Annotated in this window: 24 protein-coding genes; 11 read left to right on the top strand and 13 right to left on the bottom strand. The window is 39.4% G+C overall.

Translation table 11 applies throughout. The annotated features are described in order from the left end of the window. Positions 1-191: 191 nt before the first annotated feature. Together BA1379B_RS05490 and BA1379B_RS05485 are read left to right on the top strand one after the other, a co-directional pair. Positions 192-1,385 (top strand): phosphoglycerate kinase, encoded by a 1,194-nt coding sequence (locus BA1379B_RS05490; protein ID WP_035006782.1) that lies wholly within the window; start codon positions 192-194, stop codon positions 1,383-1,385. A gap of 79 nt (positions 1,386-1,464) precedes the next feature. Next, a complete protein-coding gene (locus BA1379B_RS05485) occupies positions 1,465-2,496 on the top strand; it encodes a class I fructose-bisphosphate aldolase (RefSeq protein WP_035006547.1) in 1,032 nt (343 codons plus the stop codon). Between the two features lie 291 nt (positions 2,497-2,787). On the opposite strand, the gene tolB is transcribed toward BA1379B_RS05485, so the two are convergent. The 11 genes from tolB to BA1379B_RS05430 all read right to left on the bottom strand — a co-directional run bounded on the left by tolB (position 2,788) and on the right by BA1379B_RS05430 (position 11,605). Then, positions 2,788-4,110, bottom strand: a complete 1,323-nt coding sequence (gene tolB, locus BA1379B_RS05480) for a Tol-Pal system beta propeller repeat protein TolB (protein WP_078692479.1) — start codon at positions 4,108-4,110, stop codon at positions 2,788-2,790. A 37-nt stretch (positions 4,111-4,147) separates the two neighbouring features. After that, entirely contained in the window at positions 4,148-5,299 is a 1,152-nt protein-coding gene (locus BA1379B_RS05475; protein ID WP_078692478.1) for a cell envelope biogenesis protein TolA, read from the bottom strand. A 76-nt stretch (positions 5,300-5,375) separates the two neighbouring features. Beyond that, the gene (gene tolR, locus BA1379B_RS05470) at positions 5,376-5,828 is read right to left on the bottom strand and encodes a protein TolR (RefSeq protein ID WP_078674005.1); all 453 of its coding nucleotides are present in this window, start codon (positions 5,826-5,828) and stop codon (positions 5,376-5,378) included. A gap of 11 nt (positions 5,829-5,839) precedes the next feature. Next, entirely contained in the window at positions 5,840-6,553 is a 714-nt protein-coding gene (tolQ, locus tag BA1379B_RS05465) for a protein TolQ (RefSeq protein ID WP_035006551.1), read from the bottom strand. A gap of 146 nt (positions 6,554-6,699) precedes the next feature. Further along, positions 6,700-7,170: a tol-pal system-associated acyl-CoA thioesterase gene (gene ybgC / locus BA1379B_RS05460; RefSeq protein ID WP_051668860.1), complete on the bottom strand. Its 471-nt coding sequence runs from the start codon at positions 7,168-7,170 to the stop codon at positions 6,700-6,702. Continuing rightward, the gene (gene ruvB / locus BA1379B_RS05455; RefSeq protein WP_035006552.1) at positions 7,163-8,245 is read right to left on the bottom strand and encodes a Holliday junction branch migration DNA helicase RuvB; all 1,083 of its coding nucleotides are present in this window, start codon (positions 8,243-8,245) and stop codon (positions 7,163-7,165) included. Before ruvB ends, ybgC begins: the two co-directional genes overlap by 8 nt. Then, complete coding sequence (ruvA, locus tag BA1379B_RS05450; RefSeq protein ID WP_035006553.1) at positions 8,245-8,892, bottom strand: Holliday junction branch migration protein RuvA; 648 nt, start codon at positions 8,890-8,892, stop codon at positions 8,245-8,247. The genes ruvB and ruvA overlap by 1 nt, the downstream gene beginning before the upstream one ends. After that, positions 8,889-9,071: a hypothetical protein gene (locus tag BA1379B_RS05445; protein ID WP_078674004.1), complete on the bottom strand. Its 183-nt coding sequence runs from the start codon at positions 9,069-9,071 to the stop codon at positions 8,889-8,891. Before BA1379B_RS05445 ends, ruvA begins: the two co-directional genes overlap by 4 nt. Next, positions 9,068-9,577, bottom strand: a complete 510-nt coding sequence (ruvC, locus tag BA1379B_RS05440) for a crossover junction endodeoxyribonuclease RuvC (protein WP_035006555.1) — start codon at positions 9,575-9,577, stop codon at positions 9,068-9,070. Before ruvC ends, BA1379B_RS05445 begins: the two co-directional genes overlap by 4 nt. Positions 9,578-9,786: 209 nt before the next feature. Beyond that, positions 9,787-10,305 (bottom strand): DUF1465 family protein, encoded by a 519-nt coding sequence (locus BA1379B_RS05435; RefSeq protein WP_035006785.1) that lies wholly within the window; start codon positions 10,303-10,305, stop codon positions 9,787-9,789. Positions 10,306-10,483: 178 nt separating this feature from the next. After that, on the bottom strand, positions 10,484-11,605 hold the full coding sequence (locus BA1379B_RS05430; protein WP_078674003.1) for an OpgC family protein: 1,122 nt from the start codon (positions 11,603-11,605) through the stop codon (positions 10,484-10,486). 105 nt (positions 11,606-11,710) lie between these two features. Here BA1379B_RS05430 and BA1379B_RS05425 point away from each other — a divergent pair, with 105 nt between their 5' ends. The 4 genes from BA1379B_RS05425 to BA1379B_RS05410 all read left to right on the top strand — a co-directional run bounded on the left by BA1379B_RS05425 (position 11,711) and on the right by BA1379B_RS05410 (position 14,930). Next, a complete protein-coding gene (locus tag BA1379B_RS05425; protein ID WP_078692477.1) occupies positions 11,711-12,394 on the top strand; it encodes a thiamine phosphate synthase in 684 nt (227 codons plus the stop codon). Continuing rightward, complete coding sequence (locus tag BA1379B_RS05420; RefSeq protein ID WP_078674002.1) at positions 12,352-13,425, top strand: tetratricopeptide repeat protein; 1,074 nt, start codon at positions 12,352-12,354, stop codon at positions 13,423-13,425. The genes BA1379B_RS05425 and BA1379B_RS05420 overlap by 43 nt, the downstream gene beginning before the upstream one ends. A gap of 137 nt (positions 13,426-13,562) precedes the next feature. Further along, positions 13,563-14,135 (top strand): elongation factor P, encoded by a 573-nt coding sequence (efp, locus tag BA1379B_RS05415; RefSeq protein ID WP_035006559.1) that lies wholly within the window; start codon positions 13,563-13,565, stop codon positions 14,133-14,135. Positions 14,136-14,138: 3 nt separating this feature from the next. Then, a complete protein-coding gene (locus tag BA1379B_RS05410; RefSeq protein ID WP_078692476.1) occupies positions 14,139-14,930 on the top strand; it encodes an inositol monophosphatase family protein in 792 nt (263 codons plus the stop codon). 188 nt (positions 14,931-15,118) lie between these two features. Here BA1379B_RS05410 and BA1379B_RS05405 read toward each other — a convergent pair whose 3' ends face one another. Then, positions 15,119-16,975, bottom strand: coding sequence for an ABC transporter transmembrane domain-containing protein (locus BA1379B_RS05405; RefSeq protein WP_078692475.1), 1,857 nt, complete (start codon positions 16,973-16,975; stop codon positions 15,119-15,121). Positions 16,976-17,163: 188 nt separating this feature from the next. Between BA1379B_RS05405 and rpmE the strand changes: the two genes are divergently transcribed. Further along, entirely contained in the window at positions 17,164-17,385 is a 222-nt protein-coding gene (gene rpmE / locus BA1379B_RS05400; RefSeq protein WP_035006561.1) for a 50S ribosomal protein L31, read from the top strand. A gap of 481 nt (positions 17,386-17,866) precedes the next feature. On the opposite strand, the gene BA1379B_RS05390 is transcribed toward rpmE, so the two are convergent. After that, positions 17,867-18,616, bottom strand: a complete 750-nt coding sequence (locus BA1379B_RS05390; protein ID WP_035006562.1) for a YebC/PmpR family DNA-binding transcriptional regulator — start codon at positions 18,614-18,616, stop codon at positions 17,867-17,869. A gap of 317 nt (positions 18,617-18,933) precedes the next feature. Here BA1379B_RS05390 and BA1379B_RS05385 point away from each other — a divergent pair, with 317 nt between their 5' ends. The 4 genes from BA1379B_RS05385 (at position 18,934) to tilS (ending at position 23,197) form a co-directional block, all read left to right on the top strand. After that, a complete protein-coding gene (locus BA1379B_RS05385; protein ID WP_035006563.1) occupies positions 18,934-19,629 on the top strand; it encodes a DUF1013 domain-containing protein in 696 nt (231 codons plus the stop codon). Between the two features lie 176 nt (positions 19,630-19,805). Next, on the top strand, positions 19,806-19,955 hold the full coding sequence (locus BA1379B_RS06745) for a hypothetical protein (protein WP_153574816.1): 150 nt from the start codon (positions 19,806-19,808) through the stop codon (positions 19,953-19,955). Between the two features lie 187 nt (positions 19,956-20,142). Then, positions 20,143-20,649 carry a peptidoglycan-associated lipoprotein Pal gene (gene pal / locus BA1379B_RS05380; RefSeq protein ID WP_078692473.1) on the top strand — a complete coding sequence of 169 codons (507 nt, stop codon included), beginning with the start codon at positions 20,143-20,145 and terminating at the stop codon, positions 20,647-20,649. Positions 20,650-21,733: 1,084 nt separating this feature from the next. Further along, entirely contained in the window at positions 21,734-23,197 is a 1,464-nt protein-coding gene (gene tilS / locus BA1379B_RS05370; protein ID WP_078673997.1) for a tRNA lysidine(34) synthetase TilS, read from the top strand. The last annotated feature ends 13 nt before the right edge of the window (positions 23,198-23,210 follow it).

Here is a 23,210-nt window from a genome sequence, read left to right as displayed (position 1 = left end):
TAAAAAAGAGGGTGTTTTGAAAAAAATCTGATGTTTTTGAGGAGCATCAAAAAATATTTTAGCGCAAGAAAAATGGTGAAGGAGTGCTATGAAGGCTTTGAATATATAAAGAACTGATGAACAGTGAGCTAAAAGTGCACGCCAAGGGAAAGAAGAGTGTTTTCAAGGATAAAGAAGAAGAGAAAACAGTTATGGAATTTCAGACACTCGATGATGTTGATGTAACAGGAAAACGCGTGCTGGTGCGGGTGGATTTTAATGTCCCTATATTGAACGGGAAAGTGTGTGATGCAACCCGGATTGAAGGCCATAAAGACACACTTGTTGAACTTCAAAAGCGTGGGGCTAAGGTTATTATCCTGTCTCATTGTGGTCGTCCCAAAGGACAAGTTGTTCCAGAATTTACCGTGCGTTCTGTCGTTGAGGTGCTCGAAAAAATCATAAATCAGTCGGTTTTATTTGCAAGTGATTGTATAGGGGAGGTCGCTCAAAAAGCAGTCAATACAGTACAAGAGGGGCAAATTCTTTTGCTTGAAAATGTGCGGTTTTATCCGGGAGAAGAAAAGAATGATCCTTCTTTTGCTCAAGCTTTAGCGCACAATGGGGACCTTTATGTGAATGACGCTTTTTCTGTTTCTCATCGTGCTCATGCTTCAGTAGAAGGGATTACACATCTCTTACCTTCTTACGCAGGGAGGGCGTTGCAGAAAGAATTGCGGGCATTAGAAAAGGGTTTGGATCGTCCGATGCACCCAGTGGTAGCGGTTGTTGGAGGGGCTAAGGTTTCTAGTAAGCTTTTTGTTCTTAATCATTTGGTTGAAAAGGTTGATTATTTGGTTATTGGCGGTGGTATGGCCAATAGTTTTCTAGCAGCACAAGGTGTTTCTGTTGGTCAATCATTGTGTGAAAAAACGCTGATGACAACAATAAAAGAAATCATTGAGAAAGCACAGAAAAATCACTGTACACTCCTTTTACCTTTGGATGTCATTGTTGGATTTCATTTCGCAAAAGAAACACCGCATCAGTGTTATGCTCTTGAGGATATTCCTGAAGAAGGAATGATCTTGGATATTGGTCCTCGTTCTATTGCACATATTCAAGCAGCAATTGATAAGGCAAAAACGCTTGTCTGGAATGGTCCACTTGGTGTTTTTGAAATGTCTCCCTTCGATCAGGGAACGGTGACAGTTGCACGGTATGTTGCAGAACGCAGTCAGCAGGGACAATTGGTATCCATTGCTGGAGGAGGAGATACAGTTTTTGCGTTAAATCACGCAGGTGTTGCCAATGATTTTACCTATCTTTCAACAGCAGGTGGGGCGTTTTTAGAATGGATGGAAGGGAAAGGTCTTCCTGGAATTCTCGCTCTTCAGCATGTATGAAGGGAAAAGCATCCGATGACTTCAGCAAATGGGCTGATCGGTTATTGATTTTATAGCGTGGAAAAAGAGGAGCTTGATTATGAGTGAGCGTCTTGAAGATATTGCAGTTTCTCTGGTTCGTCCGGGAAAAGGCATTTTAGCAGCCGATGAAAGTACAGCAACGATTGGAAAACGATTCCAAACCATTGGTGTCGAATCTACCGAAGAAAATCGTCGGGCTTATCGTGAAATGTTGTTTTCAGCAAAAGAAGCAATGGAAATGGCTATTTCTGGTGTGATTTTATTTGATGAAACAATTCGTCAAAAAGCATCAACAGGGCAAATGTTAACAGATCTCATTCGTCATACTGGTGCTGTGCCAGGCATTAAAGTTGATACAGGGGCTAAGCCTTTGTCTGCTTTTCCTCAGGAAACAATTACAGAAGGATTGGATGGTCTGCGTGAGCGATTGAAGGATTATTATGCGTTGGGTGCGCGTTTTGCTAAGTGGCGTGCGGTGATTGCAATTGATGAACATTCTTTGCCAACAAGGGGTGCAATCAATCAAAATGCTCAAGCTTTGGCACGCTATGCTGCTTTGTGTCAGGAAGTTGGACTCGTGCCAATTGTGGAGCCTGAAGTTTTGATGGATGGTCCGTCGCGTCAGCATTCAATTGCTCGCTGTTTTGAAGTAACACAAACAGTTTTAAAAAGAGTCTTTGAAGAATTATTTCAAGCACGTGTTCTTTTGGAAGGCATGATTTTAAAACCTAATATGGTTATTGATGGCAAGGATGCACGCAAGGCTTCCGTTGATGAAGTCGCTGAAAAGACAGTTCGTGTTCTAAAACAAACTGTTCCTGCTGCTGTTCCAGGAATTGCTTTCCTTTCTGGAGGGCAATCCGATGAAGAAGCAACAGCGCATTTGTCTGCTATGAATAGTTTTGGTTTATTGCCTTGGAAATTGACTTTTTCTTATGGACGTGCGCTACAAGCTGCAGCTTTGAAAGCATGGGGTGGAAAAGCCGAACAAAGCGCTGCGGCACAAAAGGCTTTTTATCATCGTGCGCGCATGAACCATTTGGCGGCTTTAGGACAGTGGACAAAAGAACAAGAACAGTCTTGTGCATAATGAAAAATAAAGGAGAAGATAAAAACAAATTTTAGATTGTCTTCAATCCCTGTCCTTTATGATGGAAATGATAGACAGGGGTTTTAGATGTATAATTTTTCCTTCTTCTCAAGGGGTGTATTCTTTAGTAAATACCCTTCTTCGTGGTTTGAGCAGTATTGATCGGGGGAATTTATCTGACCGAAACAGCACTGATACAATCCGTTGCGTATAAAGAGAAGGCTGCAAGACCGTAAGAGTAGTTTTGAGAGTTTAAAAGAGAATAGTCTCTTTATTTGTCCTTTATCCTTTTTATTGCATATTGAGGAGAGGAGACCATGCTGGGTCAGAGGCATCATTTGGAGTGGGCAAGAGGCGTTCATTGCGTCCGGTAATATCAATTGTGTAAATTTTTGAGCCTTCTCCTGGATTTTGACGAAAGAACATCAGTACTCGGCCATTGGGTGCCCATGTAGGACCTTCATTATGGAAACCTGTTGTTAAAATGCGCTCGCCTTTTCCATCAGGATGCATCACGCCAATGGAAAATTGACCCTGAAATTGTTTTGTGAACGCAATATAATCCCCACGCGGAGACCAAATAGGTGTGGAATAGCTTCCTTCATTAGAAGAAATACGTTGGAGATCACTGCCGTCTACGTTCATCGTATAAATTTGTGGTTTTCCATTCCGATCAGAGGAAAAAACAATTTTAGTGCCATCTGGTGAATAAGAGGCTGATGTATCAATCGCTTGGGTTGCTGTTAAACGGGTCATTTTCCGTGTGCGTAAATCCATCGTATATAAATTAGCACTTCCATTGTTTTGTAACAAACTCATAATCACCTTTTGTCCATTCGGAGAAAAGCGGGGAGCAATGGTCATGTTATCAAAACTTCCAATCAATTCTCTTTGTCCTACTTCCATTTGCTGGAGATAAACATGAGGTGTTTTGTTTTTCCCATAAGCCATATAAGTGATTTCTTGTCGCTTAGGAGAAAAACGTGGCGTAAGGATAAGTTCACTGCCATCGGAAAGATAGATTAAATTTGCTCCATCTTGATCCATAATTGCTAAACGTTTGATACGCGCATTCTGTGGTCCTGTTTCATCAATAAAGACAATGCGGGTATCAAAATAGCCCTTTTCACCTGTCATTTTGCTATAAATTTCATCTGCAATCATATGGGCAACACGGCGCCAGCGTTCCGTTGCTGTATAAAAGCGTTGTCCTTTGATTTGTCGCTTGCCTGCAACGTCCCATAAACGGAAATCAACTTTAAGCCGTCCATCTGTTTCTCTATAAATTTTTCCTGTGACTAATCCTTGAGCGTTTATTTTTTTCCAATCAGGAAAGTTTGGTTGTTGATCGGGATTAGGTGTTATTTCAGGAAAAGAAGATTTCTGCAGGGGAAAAAAAAGGCCTGATCTTTCGAGATCTGCTGCAACGACAGCTGCAATTTTAATGCCTAATGAATCGTGAGAAACAAAATCCGCGACGGCAATGGGAATGGGGTTAAAATCAGCCTTTGCAATCGTGCCTTTCAGCTGTGCATATGAAGATGAAAAACCGGAAAACCATAAATATACACTGAAAAAAAACAAGGAAGAAATTATACGTTTTATCACAGTCATGTGGTCTTCATCCTTTCTTTATATAAAAACTGTTGTTTTATGGTGCTGTTTCTTGAAAAGGATCAACATTAAAATCAAAGCCTTGTCCCCATAAATTATATTGATCACGGGGAAGATTTTCATAGGGTTGGCACGAAAAAACAGCAGCATAAACTTGTTGTGTCATGATAGCAAGCTGACTTTCTTCACCTTTGAGAGGATCGATCTTTGGTTCGCCTATCACATTTCCATTATTATTTAAATAAAATTGTAAACGCACAACAGGGCGATTGTTCAACTTCCCTCCGATAGCAACAAGTTTGAGCTTTTGTTGAATACAGGTGCCTACAATATTAACGAGTGTTTGTGCTTTTTTTTCGGAATCACCAATATTTTTTTGCGCACCTAAAGCTTCTGGTTTGTTGGAACGTTTTGCACCTCCCCCTTGGGTTTTTGCACGATTAATAAGCTGTGTTTTTTCCATTGCTAAAATGTCTTCAATCGTTTGTTCTCCTTTGGGAGGAGATTTTTGTGCCTTTTGAAGATGAGAAGGGTCAACCGGCTTTTCCTTTGGTTTAAACGATGGGACAGGAATAGTGTCTGGAAGCGTCATTGTTGGTGTTGATTCATGAGGGCTTTCCTCAGTAAGTTCTTCTAGTATTTTCTCAAGAGGATCTTCGGGCTTTGTTTGTTCTAAAGCTGTAGGAGGAACTGTTTGGTCTGTTGATTCCGGTTCTTGTGGCGGTGTTTTCACTTCATTTTTTGTCAGTTCTGGTACTGGGTGGAATAAGGCTTCTGTTTCTGTTGTTGTCAAATTTTGCGTTTTTAGGGATGTTTCAGGGATATCCGATGCATCTTGTTGTCCAAAAGAAGAAGGTGTTGCATCTATAGATTGCACTTTTTCTTTTGGCTGAAAGGGCGCTTGAAGATCCATCGTTCCTTCACCAAAATGACGCGCATCTTCTTTTTCTTGTGGTTGCGTCGTTGGTTTGGGAGCAGAGTCTTCAAGAGGAGGAGCGTTCGATGAGCCTTCTTGAACAGCAAGCTCTTGGTCAAGAGAAGATAAAGTAATCGGAGCCATTTCTAAGGGGTGTTGCATGAAAGGAGAAGAGGGAGTGAAGTGTATTATTCCCCAGCTGAAAAGAATGAAATGCAGTGCAAATGATAAAGTTAAACTTTTCTTCATGCCGTGATGAGAGCCTTTTTCCATTTGTATGCCTTGCTGTTTTGTTTTTTACTCTTGCAAGGAGTTTTGAGATAGATAATGCAACAGTTTATAGAGAATTTTATTGTCCTAAACTGGCCAAAGCAACCTGCGAAAAACCTGCTTTTTGAATATGTGCTAAAAGTTGCAAAACTTGTTGATATTCAACAGTTTTGGCGGCACGGACAAAAATACGTTTGTTCTTTTGCTTAGGATCCTCGGCTAAGAGGGCTTTGAGGTGATCAATCAAAGCTTCTTTTGTATCGTAGTAGTTTTGATTGATAGCTAAACGCCCTTGGGCATCAAGCGAAACCGTTAAGGGGGTGCTTTCCATTTGCACGGGTCCTGCTTGGCTGTGGGGGAGATCAAGAGGAACACCGTTTACCAAAAGAGGAGCGGATACCATAAAAATAATCAGTAAAACGAGAATAACATCGACAAAAGGTGTAACGTTAATTTCGCTCATTAAAGAAGTGCGTGAACGGCGCCGTCTACGTGTCGTTTTGTGAGCGGAAGAAGCAACAGAGAGTCCCATAGCACACCTCTTTATAAGGATGAATTGTTGGATGTTGTTTCATCAATTCGCCGTGACAAAATTGTCGAAAATTCATCAGCAAAATTTTCTATTTTTGCTATAATCTGCCCACTTTCACTTGTCAATTTATTGTAAGCAATAACAGCGGGAATGGCCGCAAACAAACCAATGGCAGTGGCTAAAAGTGCTTCTGCAATGCCTGGAGCTACAATTGCTAGCGATGTATTTTGAGAGGCAGAAATAGAAAGAAACGAATTCATAATTCCAACAACGGTTCCAAATAAACCAATGAAAGGACCTGCAGATCCGAGAGTTGCTAAAAAGCCTAATCGTGATTCTATTTTTACACTTTCACGGCCTAAGGTTAGATCCATTGCTTTATCAATTCTAGATTGGAGGCTTAAGGGTGTGGGCAATCCTTTTGAGAGTGACTTTTTCCATTCCGTCATTGCGGCAAGAAAAACAATTGACATACTGTTATTTCGTTGACTTTTATAGGTGCTGTAAAGGTCGTCTAAAGATTGTCCTGACCAAAAATTTCGCTCAAAATGGTGGATATCACGCCGTATTCGTCGATAAGAAACGATCTTATCAAAAATAATAGCCCAGCTCCATATAGAGGCAAAGATTAACCCAAGCATAACAGCTTTTACAATCCAATTGGCTTGCATAAATAGGCTTAATATTCCTATTGTTTCTGGACTTGCAAATTCTACTTGTGCCATGATCTTTTAACCTCTTCAATGAAAGATTCATTTCTTTACAGTCCATTACAGCATATTGTTTTATAGTTTCTAAATTTGACAAAACAAAGTTGCGTTTTTTTAACAAAAATGTCTAAAAAGTTTCTTTATTTTCTTCCAAGAGCAGTTTACCCTTTAAGGACTTCTGATCCAAGATTGCTTTTTAAAAGAGCAGAGGAGAGATTCTTAGGTAAACGGCGCGGTTTTGCTTCTTGATTAATGAGGGCAATTTCAACTTTTGCTTTAATTAAGGTCATTTCATTGCGCAAAATGATCTGATTCATAAAAAAGCGCGCCCCTTGAATGCTTTGCAGGGATGTTTTGATAGTCAAAAGATCATCAAGCGTGGCTGGTTTGGAAAAGGTGATGTCCATATGACGGACGACGAAAAATAATTTCTCCCCTTGGCTATCCGAGAGTAATTCATTGTTGTTAAATCCCATATCACGCAGAAATTCTGAACGTCCTCTTTCTAAAAACTCAAGGTAACGTGCATGATAAACAACACCGGAAAAATCCGTATCAGCCACATAAATTCGTGCTTGAAGAGTATGAGAAGAGGAAGAAGGTGATTGTGTTAAAGGTGTGGTTTTATTCATTGTCTTGCTCCCACAGAGAAGATTGAGAAGACGTCTTCGTTGATGAAGAAACCTTTTTGATTGATTCTGCTGTTGTGGGAGGACAAAGTCTTAAATGTGTCCAGGCTTTTTCTGTTAAAATCCTCCCACGTGCTGTTCGTTGAATAAAGCCTTGTTGAAGCAAGTAAGGTTCGATAATATCTTCAATTGCATCACGCGGTTCTGAAAGAGCCGCAGCAATTGTTTCAATCCCAACCGGCCCTCCTAAAAAAGTTTGCGCAATGAGGATGAGATAACGGCGGTCTAAAGGATCAAGGCCAAGATGATCAACTTCAAGACGTGAAAGAGCTGCATCAGCAATTGTATGATCAATTTTTTCAGCCTTTTTGACTAAAGCAAAATCACAGACACGTCGTAAAAGACGCCCTGCAATTCTGGGGGTCCCACGGGAACGGCGCGCAATCTCATGAGCGCCATCATCACTGATCTGAACTGAAAAAAGACGCGCATTGCGTTGAACAATGTATTCTAATTCCTCTATGGTATAAAAATTTAATCGGATGGGAATGCCAAAACGATCCCGTAAAGGGGTGGTCAGTAATCCTAAACGTGTTGTTGCTGCAACTAAGGTAAATTTAGCTAAGTCAATTTTGACTGAACGAGCCGCAGGACCTTCACCAATGATAAGATCAAGTTGATAATCTTCCATGGCCGGATATAAAATCTCTTCGATAGCCGGGTTTAAACGATGAATTTCATCAATAAAAAGAACATCTCGCTCTTCTAGATTGGTTAAAAGAGCTGCCAAATCACCTGCTTTGGCAATGACAGGTCCTGAAGTCGAACGAAAATTAACACCTAATTCCTTTGCCATAATTTGTGAAAGTGTTGTTTTTCCTAAACCAGGAGGTCCAACAAATAAGACATGATCTAAGGCTTCATGTCGTGTCCGCGCTGCTTCAATAAAAATTTTTAAATTCGCACGGGCAGCTTCTTGACCAATAAAATCATCTAGGGTTTGAGGCCTTAAGGAGCGATCCGGATCGTTAGGAAGAGGGATAGATCCGAGAAGGCGGTGAGAATCATCTTTATGCATTATGCATTGTTCCCTTGATTTTGTGAGGAAAGAAGTTTGAGACTATGGCGCACAAGAAGTGCTGAGGAAATCGTTTCTCCTTTAAGAGCAGAAACGGCCGAAGCTAAAGCTGTGGCCGCTTTTTCATGATCAAAACCAAGCTTGATTAACGCTAATAAAGCATCGTTGGTTGGCTGATACTCCTCTTCTGAAGAAAAAGTCAAAGAAGACGAGAAAGCAAGATTCTTATTGTCTTCTTTAGAAAATTGAAGCGTTTTGTTTTTGAGTTCGCTTACAATTCTTTCGCTGACTTTTTTGCCAACGCCTGGAGTACGACTGATCGTCGCAATATCGTTGAGGGTAATTGCTTGGGTGAGCTCATTAACGGATAAGGATCCTAAAATTGCCAATGCAACTTTTGCGCCAACACCCGGGACATTTTGTAAAAGGCAAAACCATTCTTGTTCAGATTTTGTTGCAAAGCCAAAAAGCCGAATCGCTTCTTCACGGACATGGGTTTCGATGAATAAACTGAGACTTTCACCTATGGCTGGTAAAGAAGAGTGAAGGCGGTTAGGGATAAAAATAATATATCCAACACCCTGCACATCGAGAATAATGTGATCGCTAAAAATATGTTCAAGAATGCCTTTGAGTTTCCCAATCATGCGCTTGCCTTTAAACGGTTAGAGGGACTTGTGTGTTGAGGACTATGGCAAATGGCAAGGGCTAGGGGCGTATTGCGTTTTCCAATCCTGCGCTTGCCTGTAGAGGGGTCAGAAGAATGTGTGTGTTGAGCGCTGTGGCAAATGGCAAGGGCTAGGGGTGTGTTGCGTTTCCCAATCATGCGCTTGCCTTTAGGCGGTAAGAAGGATTTGTGTGGTGAGCACTATGGCAAATAGCAAGGGCTAGGGCATCGGCTGCATCACTGCTATCAAATTCAGCTCGAGGGAGAAGAATTTTCACCATCATGTGAATTTGCTCTTTCTCTCCATGTCCCACACCAATAACTGATTTTTTGACTTTATTCGGAGCATATTCGGAAATAGGAAGACCTTCTTGAGCAGGAACAAGGAGTGCAATGGCACGGGCTTGACCAAGTTTTAAAGTGGTCGCAGCATTTTTATTGACAAAAACATGTTCAACAGCTGCTTCATGGGGCATAAATTGATGGACAACTTTTGAAAGCCCTTCATAAAGTTCACATAGTCTAGAAGCAAGGTCATTCTGCGCATTAGAGTGAAGTGTTCCCGATGCTACAAAATGGAGATGATTGCCGCATAGGTCAATCACTCCCCATCCTGTACGTCGAAGTCCAGGATCAATTCCTATGATGCGAATCGTGTCTACCATAAAATCCAGTTTATTTGATTTCTTAGTATTTTAATAGATGGAGTTAACGAATAGAACAAAAGAAGAAAATATAAAGTAAAGAAAGTTCAAAAATATTTGAAAAAAAAAAGACAAAAATATAACCTTAAAAAATTGTTTTTTCTTTTTAAAGGCCTTTATAGAGAAAAATAGAAGAAGAAAGTTTAAGAGGGCATTAAGGGTGAAAGTGCTTAAAGGCGCTGAAAAGCTGTTTTAAGCAATTGAAGTTGTTTATTGACTGGATTGTTTTGAGATACAGTCTGTAAAGAAGTGTGTTTTTTATCATAGTTCATATGCTGCATTCTTTTTTCTAATCGAAGCGAGCGTTTGACAAAGTGACGAAAAACTTCTGGCAATTCTTTCCAGTGTGCAGATTTTGATTCAAGGGATGGGGTGGAAAGAGAGACTTTTGCGATCTCTTTTTGAATTTGTTCCGGCGACATTTCCCCTTCACGCTCGGCTCGAATTAATAAAAGCTGAGAAGCAATTTGCATTAAACGTGTACTCAAATACATTGCTTCTTTCCCATAAATTTCAGAGAGCTCTACCGAAAGATCGCGGGCAATTAAGCGACCTTCTGTATCAATATAAGTTGCTGTCTCTTCAATCAGGGCCATTGTTTCTTCATAAAGACGATTAAACACGTTCTCAAAGGCATTGTGTTCAATCATGACAATGGCTTGATTGTGTGGACGCTCATGTACGTTCACCACCTACTATACTCCAAAACTAGAACAATTTTGGGAACATTTAAAAAATAACACTACAGAAATTTCTTTTTTCAAATGCCTCCTGAAGGGTAATAAATACCTTTTTTAGCATTATTGTGCAATGTCCTTTTTAGGCTAAGGTTAATGAACTTGAAGGAGAAGGGTTTCTCCGTTTTTTTTACAGTGAAGTGGAATACGCATTTTTGTTTTCATAATAATAAGCGATCATAAATTGAAGACAGAGGCCACTCATGATCAAAAAACTATCCCATATAAATGTACTGTTCATTGCCGTTTTTAAAATCTGTCCGCACATAGCAAAAAGAGTTCCAGTTACAAAAACCGGTAAGCTCTGTTTTCCTAAAATCGCTAAGGGATGTCGTGTTGAGACATGAAGCTTTTGATGTATCCAAGGAAGACAAATAAGCAAAGAAGATAAAGAAAGAATATGCAACAGACGTGGGAGGCTTAAAAAAGTTTTATTGAAATTAATCAAAGGGGAAGACCAACTAAGCCAACTAAAGCTTCCCCACCAATTTAAGCGTACCCATAACAGAGAAAAAACAAGATAGATGATAGAGAATGTCAACAAAAAAGGGCGAAAGGGAATCGATTTCTTCTCTTTGAGAAAGAGAGTCGTTGTGAGGCCAATAACAAAGAGAAATTGCCATGAAAGAGGATTTAAAAACCATTGCCCTTGAAGAGGATAAGAAGGAGGCGCAATCCTATAAAGGCCACAGAGAACATAAAGTGTGAAGGAGGTGAAAAGAAGAAGCCCCTTGTGCCGACAGCTCAAATAAAGCATAAAAGGCCCGAAAATCATGAAAACAACGTAAAGCGAAAGAATATTGTTATAGCCAAGTTGATGACCAAAGCTTAAAATACTCAAAAATGCCAGAAAAGGGTCTGTAAAAAATAATCCTACGTTATTCATAGAGGTGAATTTCTCTAAATGCCACAGGGAAAAAGCTCCCCAAAAAAGGCCTAAGGTGACAAAAGTAGTAAAGAGATATGCTTTATAAAGGCGAAAAGCTCTTCTCCAAAGTTTGCTCATCAGAGAAGAAAAAGGTAACTTATACCAACGCGCATGAAAGCTAAGTCCAAGTGAAACGCCTGAAAGAAGGACAAATATTTCTGCTGAATCAGAAAAACCAAAGTTTTTATGGGTGAGATGTTCATAAAATGTACCAGGAATATGGTTGATGAAAATTGTCAACAGCGCTAAAGAACGACAAACATCAATCCGTGTATCACGGGGAATCTGTAGATTATGATGAGAAGACGTTCTAGAATATGTCATGAAGGGGCCCTTAAGGTATCAAATAAAGAGTCTGTTTTTAAAAGCGCATGACCATAAAATGGTTTTTAAGTGTGAGTCGTGCAATGCAATGTTGAAAGATGCAGGATGACAAAACAAAAAAGTGAACCAATTGTGCAATGTCTTTCTCCTCAGTTGATTTTGACAGTCGATGTCCGTCGTACACTCAATCCTGTTTTATTTCGTCAGATTTTGCAAACGCAATCTTTTGTTTGCGTTATTTTGTATGATTCGCAAGGGGAAAAAATGGGGAAAGAGCATTTGCAAAAGAGTGGACACCTCTATGCTCATGATATTCAGCAGAATGGCGCAGCTTTGATTATTGCTGAGCAAAGTTGTGTTGTCGGCCGGATCAAGGCGGATGGTTTGCATTTAGAAAGCCATTTTAATCTTTCCCAAGTTATCGAAAACTTGAAAAAAGAAAAAAAAATAATTGGTTGTGGAAATTTTCAGAATCGCCACTCTGCAATGGTTATCGCTGAAACAGGCGTTGATTATCTTTTCTTTGGAAAATTAGGTGCCGACAAAAAACCTCGTGCCCATCCTCGAAATATTCAGCTGGCACAATGGTGGGCAGAGATTATGAACACGCCCGCCATTATTCAAGCGGGGAGTGAATATGCATTTTTTGATGAAACTTTGGAAACCGCTTGTGAATTTATTGCCGTGGAAGAAATGATTTTTATGCAGGATGATCCTTTGAGGGTGCTTGATATGATAAAAGAAAAATGTCAAAACGTTCTTCTACGGACGGAGAGGGAAAAGTCATGAATAAATTTTACAGGGTATTTATTCTGGGAACAATCGCATTTGTGATGGCTTTTGGAAGTTCTTCACAGGCTCAACAGGGAGGGCAAATTGTAGATATCTCTCAAAATATTCAAGAGGCTCAAAAAATTGTGATGCCTTTAGAAGCCGGTCAATATGATGAAGCCTATGATTATTACACCAAAGGGTATTATGTAAAAGCTTTTCGTGCCGCGCTCATGCGTGCCGAACACAATGATCCAATTGCTCAGACTTTGTTAGGGCGAATGTATATGGAAGGATGTATCGGACCTGTTGATGGGAAACAGTCCGCTTTGTGGTTTGAACGCGCTGCAAATCAAGGAGAACCACAAGCACAGCTCCGTTATGGTTTGATGTTGTTTGATGGAAAATTCATCGAAAAAAATATAAATCTTGCCGAAGAATTCATTCAAAAAGCAATGCATGCTGGTGTTAGAGAAGCTTATTTTTATGCTGGGCAAATTCACCTTTATAGAGCCTTGCACGAAAACAAAGCATCCGAGGAGGAAGATGTAAAAGAGAGTGATGTAAAAAGTCGAGAAAATGAGAGCATAGAACAAGCGTTAATATGGTTCTTAAAAGGTGCTTCTCTTGGAGATCCTGAAGCAGCTTTTGCTGCTGCGAAAATTCTTTCTGTAGGCACTTTTACAATCCCCAAAAATGATGATAATGCGCGCAGACTTTTGGAAGTTGCAGCACAAAATAAACATTTAATGGCTCAAGTTATTTTGGCACAATGGTTGTTGCAGGGACGTGGAGGAGAAAACGATTTTCAACGTGCTTTTAATTTATTTTTGGACAGTGCACATAAAAATATTGTGGTCGCACAGGTCAATTTGGCAAGGCTTTATCGCGATGGGATTGGGACAACCGAGAATCTCATTATGGCTGCTGCGTGGTATTTGATTGCAAAAGTTCAAAAAGCAAAAATTCCCGATCTTGAAACCATGATTGAGAGGATGGATAGAGATCAATTACAAAGAGCAGTGCAACAAGCAAAAAAATTGATCTAATAATTTTTAGAAGGCATTTAAACGAAAGTTTAAAGTTTTATGGTGGTGTAAAATATTCATATATTCAATAACACAACGGTTTTTGTAAAAAGTAAAATAAGAGGTCTCCTCTGTTCTTGTCAAATTGGAGATGAACAATGAAAATTAATGGAAATGAAATTCGACCTGGAAATGTGATTGAACATCAAGGAGGTTTATGGGCAGTTGTGAAATGTAATGCCGTTAAACCAGGAAAAGGAGGCGCATTTAATCAGGTTGAAATGAAAAATGTGATCGATGGTACAAAGCTGAATGAGCGATTTCGTGCCGCTGAAACCGTTGAAAGAGTGCGACTCGAACAAAAAGATTTTACTTTCCTTTATCAGCAAGGGGATGTTTTGGTCTTCATGGATTCACTTTCCTATGAACAGCTCGAATTGCAAAAAGATTTCGTCGGCGAGCGTGCTGCTTTCTTAAACGATGGAATGACCGTGACTGTAGAGCTCTACCAAGAAAAACCCATTGGGGTATCTCTGCCCGATCAAGTAACTGTAACCATTGCTGAAGCCGATCCCGCAATCAAAGGACAAACCGTTACCTCTTCTTACAAACCAGCTGTGCTTGAAAATGGAATTCGTATTCTTGTTCCTCCTTTCATTAATTCAGGAGAGCGTATCGTTGTGGATACCAATGAGTTGAGTTATGTACGTCGTGCAAATGAAAAAGGATAAGAGATGGCTCATTCTGCAATCATGCATATTATGGTGCAGGCCGCTATAAAAGCGGGCCGTTCTTTGGTGCGTGATTATGGTGAAATTCAAAATCTGCAAGTATCTTTGAAAGGCCCAGGAGATTATGTAAGCCGAGCAGATTATAAAGCTGAGAAAATTATTTTTACTGAATTGAGCAAAGCAAGACCAAAATTTGGCTTTCTGATGGAAGAGTCTCAGGAAATTATCGGAGAAGATTCTCAGCATCGTTTCATTGTTGATCCTTTGGATGGGACAACAAATTTTTTGCATGGTCTTCCTTTTTTTGCTGTTTCAATTGCTTTAGAACGTCAAGGGCAGATCGTCGCTGGTGTTATTTATAATCCTATTCTTGATGAGCTCTTTACTGCTGAACGTGGCTGTGGGGCTTTTCTCAATGATCGCCGTTGTCGTGTCGCAGCACGACGCCAATTGGAACATTGTATCATCGCTACAGGGGTACCTCATTTGGGATATCCAAATCACGGAAATTACTTGGTGGAATTACGCAATGTAATGGCTGAAGTTTCTGGAATTCGTCGTTTCGGCGCTGCTTCTCTTGATTTGGCTTATGTGGCTGCTGGAAGGGTCGATGGCTTTTGGGAAAATCATCTTCAGATTTGGGATATGGCCGCTGGACTTTTGATGATTCGTGAAGCAGGTGGATTTGTAAGCGATAAAGACGGCGGGCAAGATATTTTTGATAAAAAAAATATTGTTGCTGGTAATGAGATTATTTACACCCAATTACGAAAAATTCTCAAAAAAGGAACGTGATAAAATACAAACTTTTTACAGAGGAAAGCAGCTTTTACAGAAGAAAGAAAAGCGAGGCTTTACGAAAAGTAAATGTCTGGCGAGAAAAATGGGGATGGTTTTCTTTTTCGTTTGAGTATTGATCAGCGTTGTTTGAAGGGAAGCACAAATCAGTTGGCATATATTCTTTAGATTTGAGGTTTTGGACTTTATTTTTTTGAGGATTTTCTTTTTTTATTTTCTTGAGATTTGTTTGGTTTCATTTTTTGTGAAGTTTGTTCAGGCGAAAATTGCAATTTAGCTAAACGGGCATAAATTCCATTTTTCTCAATCAATTGTGTGTGCGTTCCTTCTTCAACAATAGAGCCTTGATCCATTACAAGAATACGATCTGCTTTTAAGACTGTTGCTAAACGGTGAGCAATGACCAAAGTTGTGCGATTTTTCATGAGTTCATCTAAGGCTTTTTGTACCAGCTTTTCGTTCGTTGCATCTAAGGCTGATGTTGCTTCATCCAATAATAGGAGAGGAGCATTTCTCAAGATCGCTCGTGCAAGACCAATGCGTTGTTTTTGTCCTCCTGAAAGCGTGATGCCTCTTTCACCTACTTGAGTGTCAAAACCCTTTGGTAAGGAGTCGATAAATTCAGATGCATTGGCTGCTTGGGCTGCAGCAATAATTTGTTCTTGATTAGGATTGTGAGCACCAAAGGCTATATTTTCGCGAATTGTTCCTTCAAAAATATCGATTTCTTGAGGAACATAGGAAATCGAAGAACGTAAATCGTGAAGGGAAAGGCGATTAATGTCAATGCCGTCAAACTTGATTTGACCACTAATAGGATCATAAAAACGCAGAATAAGGGAAAAAAGAGTACTTTTCCCTGCACCTGAATGGCCAACAAAAGCAACAGTTTCTCCTGCTTTGATAGAAAAAGATAAATCACGAAAAATCTTTTTTTCTGGTCTGGAAGGGTAGCTGAAATGAACACGATCAAAAATAAGAGATCCTTGAATGGGAAGGGCACGCGATAAAGGAGATGCAGGTGTTGTAATAGTGGGTTTCTTTTGTAATAATTCAGCAAGACGTTCTGCTGCTCCTGCTGCTTGCACTAATTCTGCACCAATCTCGGATAATTGTGTAAAGGTTGTTGCTGCAAAAACCGCATAGAGAACAAATTGGCCGAGAGTTCCGCTTGTCATGGTGCCATGCAACATATCCTGTGATCCAATCCATAAAATAGCGACAATACTACTAAAGACTAGAAAAATCATAAAGCCTGTGAAGCAAGAACGAAGAATCACAGAAGTACGAGCAGTTTGAAAAACACGTTCAATTAACATTGAAAAACGTTCAGAGATATCTTTTTCGGCTGTAAAAGCTTGGACCGTGCGAATGGCGCTCACCTGTTCAGAGGCTAAAGCATTGGCTTCCGCCAAGCGGTCTTGCGTTGTGCGTGTGCGTGTGCGTACTTTGCGTCCAAAAATAATCAGGGGAATTGCAATCAGGGGAATGGAAATCAAAACTAAAAAGGAGAGTTTAGCGTTTGTGATGACCATCATGACAATGGCTCCAATCACAACAATAAGATGACGCAATGCTGTCGAGGTTGTCGATCCTACTGCTAATTTTATTTGGGTTGTATCCGTTAAGAGGCGTGAAACAATTTCTCCTGAATGGGAATCATCAAAAAAATCAGGAGAAAGGTGCAGAATATGCTGAAAAACATCACGCCGTAAATCAGCAATAAATCGCTCACCCAATGTAACGACACAATAGTAACGGATGGCGGAAGCCAGAGCAAGCAGGAAAGCTAAGATAAATAAAATACCAAAATAGAAATGAATTTTGCCATTGCTTGGAGCCGAAAAACCATGATCAAGCATTTGACGAATGGCAACGGGTAACGCAAGAGTGACAAAAGCCGCAACCAATAAAGACAGAAAAGCGCAAAATATAAGCCAATTGTAGCGTTTTATATAAGGGATAAAACTGGACAATAAAGAAAAAGAATATTTCGCTTTAAAAGGCTTCTTAGATTTTTCTGAGAGATTCAGGAATTGCATGGGATTTTGTATCTTAATTGGGTTGACAATAAAATTTTAAGAAATTCAAACATTTTGAATACTTGTTTTTTCATGTGTGCTCAGCTATTGAAATTTTAATTGAATAAGTGTATCAAAAAGACAAGGAGAGCGCACTTAAAAAATACATAAAGTGCTATTTCGTTGTGTGGAAATAGAAAGTTTGTCGTATGAAACCCAATATTCACCCTGATTACCACATGATTAATGTTGTGATGACTGATGGAACCAAATATGTGACGCGTTCAACATGGGGCAAAGAAGGGGATACCCTGAATTTGGATATTGATCCAATAAGCCATCCAGCTTGGACTGGAGGGTCGCAAACATTTGTCGATCGTGATGGGCGTGTTTCTAAGTTTAAAAATCGCTTTGGGGGCCTTGGCTTCTAAAATTTTCAGGAATATGCGGTATAAATTGTATGCGTTTCGCAAGAGCTCTTAAAGAGAGCTCTGTTTTTTTTTTGCAAAGAAAAAATAGGACGCATTTAATTGCTTAAGTCAAAAGGGAAGGCTTTAGATGGAGAAAGCCTTATTTTGATAGAGAAGCGTAAAAGATCTTTGAAGAATCCCAAAAATAAGTGAAAAACTCAAGAGTCCTAATCCTCGATCAAAAAAGTTATAGAACAAAGAAATAAAAAACTCTAGAATAAAGAAAAAGTGCTGAAAATTCTGCGTGTGAAAAACAAAGGCAATGCTGTTTTTAGAAAATAAAAGAAAAAAGCCTCTCTGCATTTAAAGATAAAGAGGTCAAATAAAAATCCTTCCTTAACGAGTGAAGATTCTTTTTCAAACAGGGTGTTTGCTTCTTTTTTCCTTTTCGTTCTTTTGTTTTGCCTATGAAATTTCCGTCAATAAGGAACGGAATAAAAGATTATGCCGACAATTTTGCTAAAATTTCATCACTAACGTCAAAATTGGCATAAACATTCTGCACATCGTCATCTTCTTCTAAGGTTGCAATTAAACGTAAAACAGAAAGCGCTTTTTCTTCATCAATGGGTGCTAGGGTGGTTGCTTTCCAAATGGTTTTGATAGATTCTGCTTCGCCAAGTGTGGTTTCAAGAATTTTCGAAACTTCACCGATATCCTCAAAGGCACAGAAAATATGGTGGCCTCCTTCTTCTTCCGATTGTACGTCTTCAGCTCCTGCTTCAATGGCTGCTTCCATAATAGTGTCTGCGGTGCCAGATTCAAATTTATAAATAATTTCACCAATGCGATTAAACATAAAGCTAACGGAACCTGTTTCTCCTAAGGCGCCTCCTGATTTTGTAAAAGCAGCACGGACATTTGAAGCCGTACGATTTCGGTTATCGGTTAAGGCTTCAACAATAACAGCCACACCGCCGGGACCATATCCTTCATAGCGGACTTCATCATAATTTTCGACATCACTCCCTGAAGCTTTTTTAATCGCGCGTTCAATATTATCTTTCGGCATTGATTGTGCTTTTGCATTTTGAACCGCGAGTCTTAAACGTGGATTCATTGTTGGGTCAGGAGAGCCTTGTTTGGCTGCAACCGTAATTTCACGTGCAAGTTTGGAAAATATTTTTGAACGCATTGCATCTTGGCGTCCTTTACGGTGCATAATATTTTTAAATTGTGAATGGCCTGCCATGGCTTACCTTTTTGTTTGGATGATCAAACATTTCCTCTTTGAAGAATAAATGTATCATAAAAAGAATGAAAGAGAATAAAGAAAACCTTTATAAAAAAATTCTCCTCAAAGGTAAAGACATTCTGATTATGATTGTTATAAGAGAGATCTCTTGTCGTGGGGCAAAAATCAGGGTATAAAGATCGTGATTTCATAGTCATTAAGTGACTTATTAGAAGGGGTGAAAGTCTTCTATGATGAAAGGTCATAGCGCTCCAAAGTTTCAGAGTGGGCAATAACTTGCCTCAAAAAGAGGTCGATAAAAGGATATAATAAATATGTCAACGCAACTTTTGATGCCTAAAGCAACAGCTGTTTGGTTAGTCGATAATACAGCACTTTCTTTTGATCAGATTGCGGAGTTTTGTCAATTGCATGTGTTGGAGGTCAAAGCAATCGCTGATGGTGAAGCTGCACACGGAATTAGAGGTTTGGATCCTATTAGTTCTGGTCAGTTAACACGGAGTGAAATTGCACGTGTTGAAGCAGATGCAACAGCGCGATTGAAAATTTCTGAATCAAAAGTGCGCGTTCCTCAAGTTAAACGCAAAGGGGCACGCTATATTCCTTTGTCTCGACGTCAAGATCGTCCGAATGGTGTCTTATGGTTGATTCTCAATCATCCTGAATTAAAAGATGTGCAAATCGCTCGATTGATTGGCACAACCAAAGGAACGATCGAGCAAATTCGTAATAGAACCCATTGGAACAGTAATAATTTAGTTCCTCTTGATCCGGTAGGATTAGGGTTATGTTCGCAAATTGATTTGGATTTTGAATTGCAACGAGCAGCAAAAAATCTTCCTCTCCCTATAGAGGGAGACAAAACTTTACTCCCTACATCGGTGACAGAAAATGTTACTCTTGATGAGAGTGAACTTGAAAAAACTTTTGACAAAAATCTCGATGCTGATACTGTGTTTGCTAAACTCAACGCTCTGCAAACAAAATCTCAAGAGGAAGAGCAAGAATAATAAGCAAAGCTGTATAAATGAGGCAGAAAATCTTAGATAAACTGAAAAAAAGCATTTTAGAAAGAAAAGGAGGCGAAACATTCACTGAAAACGTGGGAAGAGGGGAGAAAAAAGAGAAAATAAAAGAGGATAAACTTTTATTTTCGGAAAGATTGTGAAAAGAAAAGCATCTGTTTATGAACTCTCTTCGAAATATTGTTCGCTATCCACTTGCGATAGTTTTTTGTTTGTTATTAACTTTGATCGGTTGTACGAGACAAGATATGGGTGCAGAAAACTCTTCCGGTCATTCTGGTTACAAGAGTGTCCAGGCGGATTTGTCATAAGACTTCACTGTTAATGTTGGGGATCGTGTTGCTATCCGTACTCTTCTGTTATGATTGAAGGTCATGCTGATGAATGCGAAATATGTGCATACAATTTAGCTCTTAGATAATACTGTACTATTGCGGTGCGTGGTCATCTCATTTCTTTCTGTTCATGATGATGCTAAAAATTAAGGAGAACTGGTTTATGAACTCTTTTCGAAATATTGTTCGCTACCCACTTGCGGTAGTTCTTTGTTTGTTATTAACTTTGATCGGTTGTGGCAAAAAAAGTATTGATGCAACAAATTCTCTCGGTCAGTCTGGGTATAATAATGCACAGGCGGGTTTGTCACAAGACTTCACTGTTAATGTTGGGGATCGTGTTTTTTTTAGTTTGGATTCCTCTTCTATTGAATCGGATGCTGAATATATTTTAGCCCGTCAAGCAGAATGGTTGCTCCGTTATCCGCACTATTCTATTACGATTGAGGGGCATGCCGATGAACGCGGAACACGTGAGTACAATTTAGCTCTTGGACAACGCCGTGCTGTTGCGGTGCGTGATCACCTCATTTCTTTGGGTGTCTCTTCCCAACGAATGAATACGATCTCTTACGGAAAAGAAAGACCTGTAGCAGTTTGTGATAACATCTCTTGTTGGAACCAAAATCGGCGTGCCGTTTTGGTCATTAATAATACGGGAAGTTATTAACAAATAAAGGGTTGAAAGAGACCCGTCAGTAGTTTGGGTAAAGGAATGAAATGCCGAGAAGGGATAAAAAGAAAAGAAGATAGAGGCAAAAAACAGAAAGGGAACAACAGAGTGGAGAATTTTCTTCTCATTTTGGCTTCGTTTATGGGCTTTTTTGTAGAATATTTAAAAAATTCTTTTCTTCCTTTTTCCGTCAGAAAGAAAAATATTCTATGCTTTTTAAAATCGAAAAGTGTCAAACTGTGTTTACATATAACAGTGTAATACAGAGAGAAAAGCGATTTTTGATTAAGAAGCAAGAGCGCTTTATTTAATCCATAATTCCTTTGTGTATTGAGTTTCTCAAGAGATGGATGAGGGAAACTGTAAAGAAGGTTGATGCGGAAGGGGATGAAAGATAATGCGGTTTTTGATCAAGAAGCAAGAGTGCTTTATTTGATCCATAATTCCTTTGTGTATTGAGTTTCTCAAGAGATGGATGAGGGAAACTGTAAAGAAGGTTGATGCGGAAGGGGATGAAAGATGATGCGGTTTTTGATTAAGAAGCAAGAGTGCTTTATTTGATCCATAATTCCTTTGTGTATTGCGCTTCTCCAGAGATGGATGGGTGAAAACTGTAAAGAAGGTTGATGCGGCAGCCAATTATAATCCCTGTAATGATTGTCTAGAGGATATAACGCAGAGCAATCATAGGAAGGAGCACTCAAGCAAAGAGGTGCATTTTTTCTACAATGCTGTGAGGGGCATATACTGTATCATATTTGCTGTGATCGAAGGTTTTCTTTATTGTGTGGATGCAAGAATTTTTACGCCATTTATTAAGTGTTTTGATCATCAATTCTTGAAGACATGCAGCTGAAGCTGTAGAGTGATAAAAAGAGTTTTATGAAGCGCTATCCTCTTTTATGAAGAGTTGGAAAGATAAAAATACTTTATAGTTTTGCGATTTTGCCGATTTTAATTCAGTGTATAATGGATTGATCAAAAGAGTAAAGTTTGTGATAACTTAAAGATAAATCAAAAGAGACTAAAATATTAGAGGTGTTTTTGTCCGTGCTTTAAATGAGGAGTGCAGTCGTTCTCAGTGTCTATTAAATTAGCAAAAAATCTTTTTAAAAAAACAGACTTTGCTCATTGTCAGAAATTGATTTTAGGGGTTTCTGGAGGAGGCGATTCGTTAGCTTTATTGTTTTTGGTCAAAGAGCATTTAAAAACAGTGCCTCTTGCTCCAGAGGTGATTGTTGTAACCATTGATCATCAATTACGTGAGGAATCAGCGTATGAAGCAGAAAGTGTTGCAAAGATTTGCCATGCCTTGCAGATAAAGCATATCGTTGTACGGTGGGAAGGTAAAAAGCCGAGGACACAAATAAGCGAAAAAGCGCGGATTGCACGGTATGATTTACTGTTCAAAGAAGCACAAAAACAAGGTGCAACACTGATTATGACAGGGCATACGCTCAATGATCAGGCTGAAACTTACCAAATGCGTGTTCAACGAAGTCAAAAGAAAACAGACGGTGCACAACAAGAAATTCCAGAAATACTTTGGGAAGAGAGGGGAAAAGAGAGGGAATCTGCAAATGAAGAAATGCAGATCTTAAAGGAAAAGAGTCAAAAAAGATCTGCTGAAAATAATGAAGAAAGATATGAGCGCGGTTTATCTTGTATGCCAAGGGAAGCTTTGTTGTATGGCAAAGTACGTTTGATTCGGCCGTTACTTGGGGTAAGGCGTAAAACGCTGCGTGCTTATTTATCTTTGCAGGGATCAAAATGGATTGATGATCCAACAAATGAGGATTTAAAATTTGAACGTGTGCGTGTGCGTCATGTTCTTCATCAAAAAAAGCTGACGGAAATTGCTCAAAAGGTTCATAAAGCTGCATTGCAACGTCGGGTTCAAGCGCAAAAAGTTGCAGATTTGATCTTAGCCTTGGATATTACTGTGGAGTATGGGCGCTGTTTTATCGGACAACCTCCTTCCTTTTTACAGAAACATCATGCTTTTCCCTTTGTTGTCGGGCTTTTTATTGTTCTCATGGGGGGAAGTTCGTATTTGCTGTCTTCTCAAAAATTAGCCGTTCTGGACCAAAAATTATCTTTGCATGACCCAGAAAAAAAACGGTTTACTCTAGCTGGGGCGGTTATTGAATATAGCCGAAAAGGAATTGCTATATGGCGCGAAGCACGTCATATTCAAGAAGCAATGATTGCTCCGGGAGAAATCTTTATATGGGATCAGCGCTATCAAATTATCAATCATGATACGTCAGCCATACGTGTGGGGCCTGCGGATTTGCTTCATCTGAAAGCTTCTCTCGATCAAGGAAAAAGTGATCTCGAATCCCCTCATTTCCCCTCTTTGCAATCGTTGGTGATGATTTCTCATGAAAAGGGGGTTGATATTCCAGAATTAACACCTCATTTTTATTGTCAACACAATATTATAATAAAACGAATTATGGCACCATTTCATTGGTTATTATCACAGGAGGATGCAGCGATTGTCAGTGTTGTAGGACCTTTTTTTAATTTTAATCATGAATAAAAAATGAAAATTT

Origin of the sequence: Bartonella sp. A1379B, assembly GCF_002022485.1 — a bacterium.
GTDB classification, from domain to species: domain Bacteria; phylum Pseudomonadota; class Alphaproteobacteria; order Rhizobiales; family Rhizobiaceae; genus Bartonella; species Bartonella rochalimae.
Note: the sequence above shows the minus strand (reverse complement) of the source record. Positions and strands in the feature narration are given on the sequence as shown.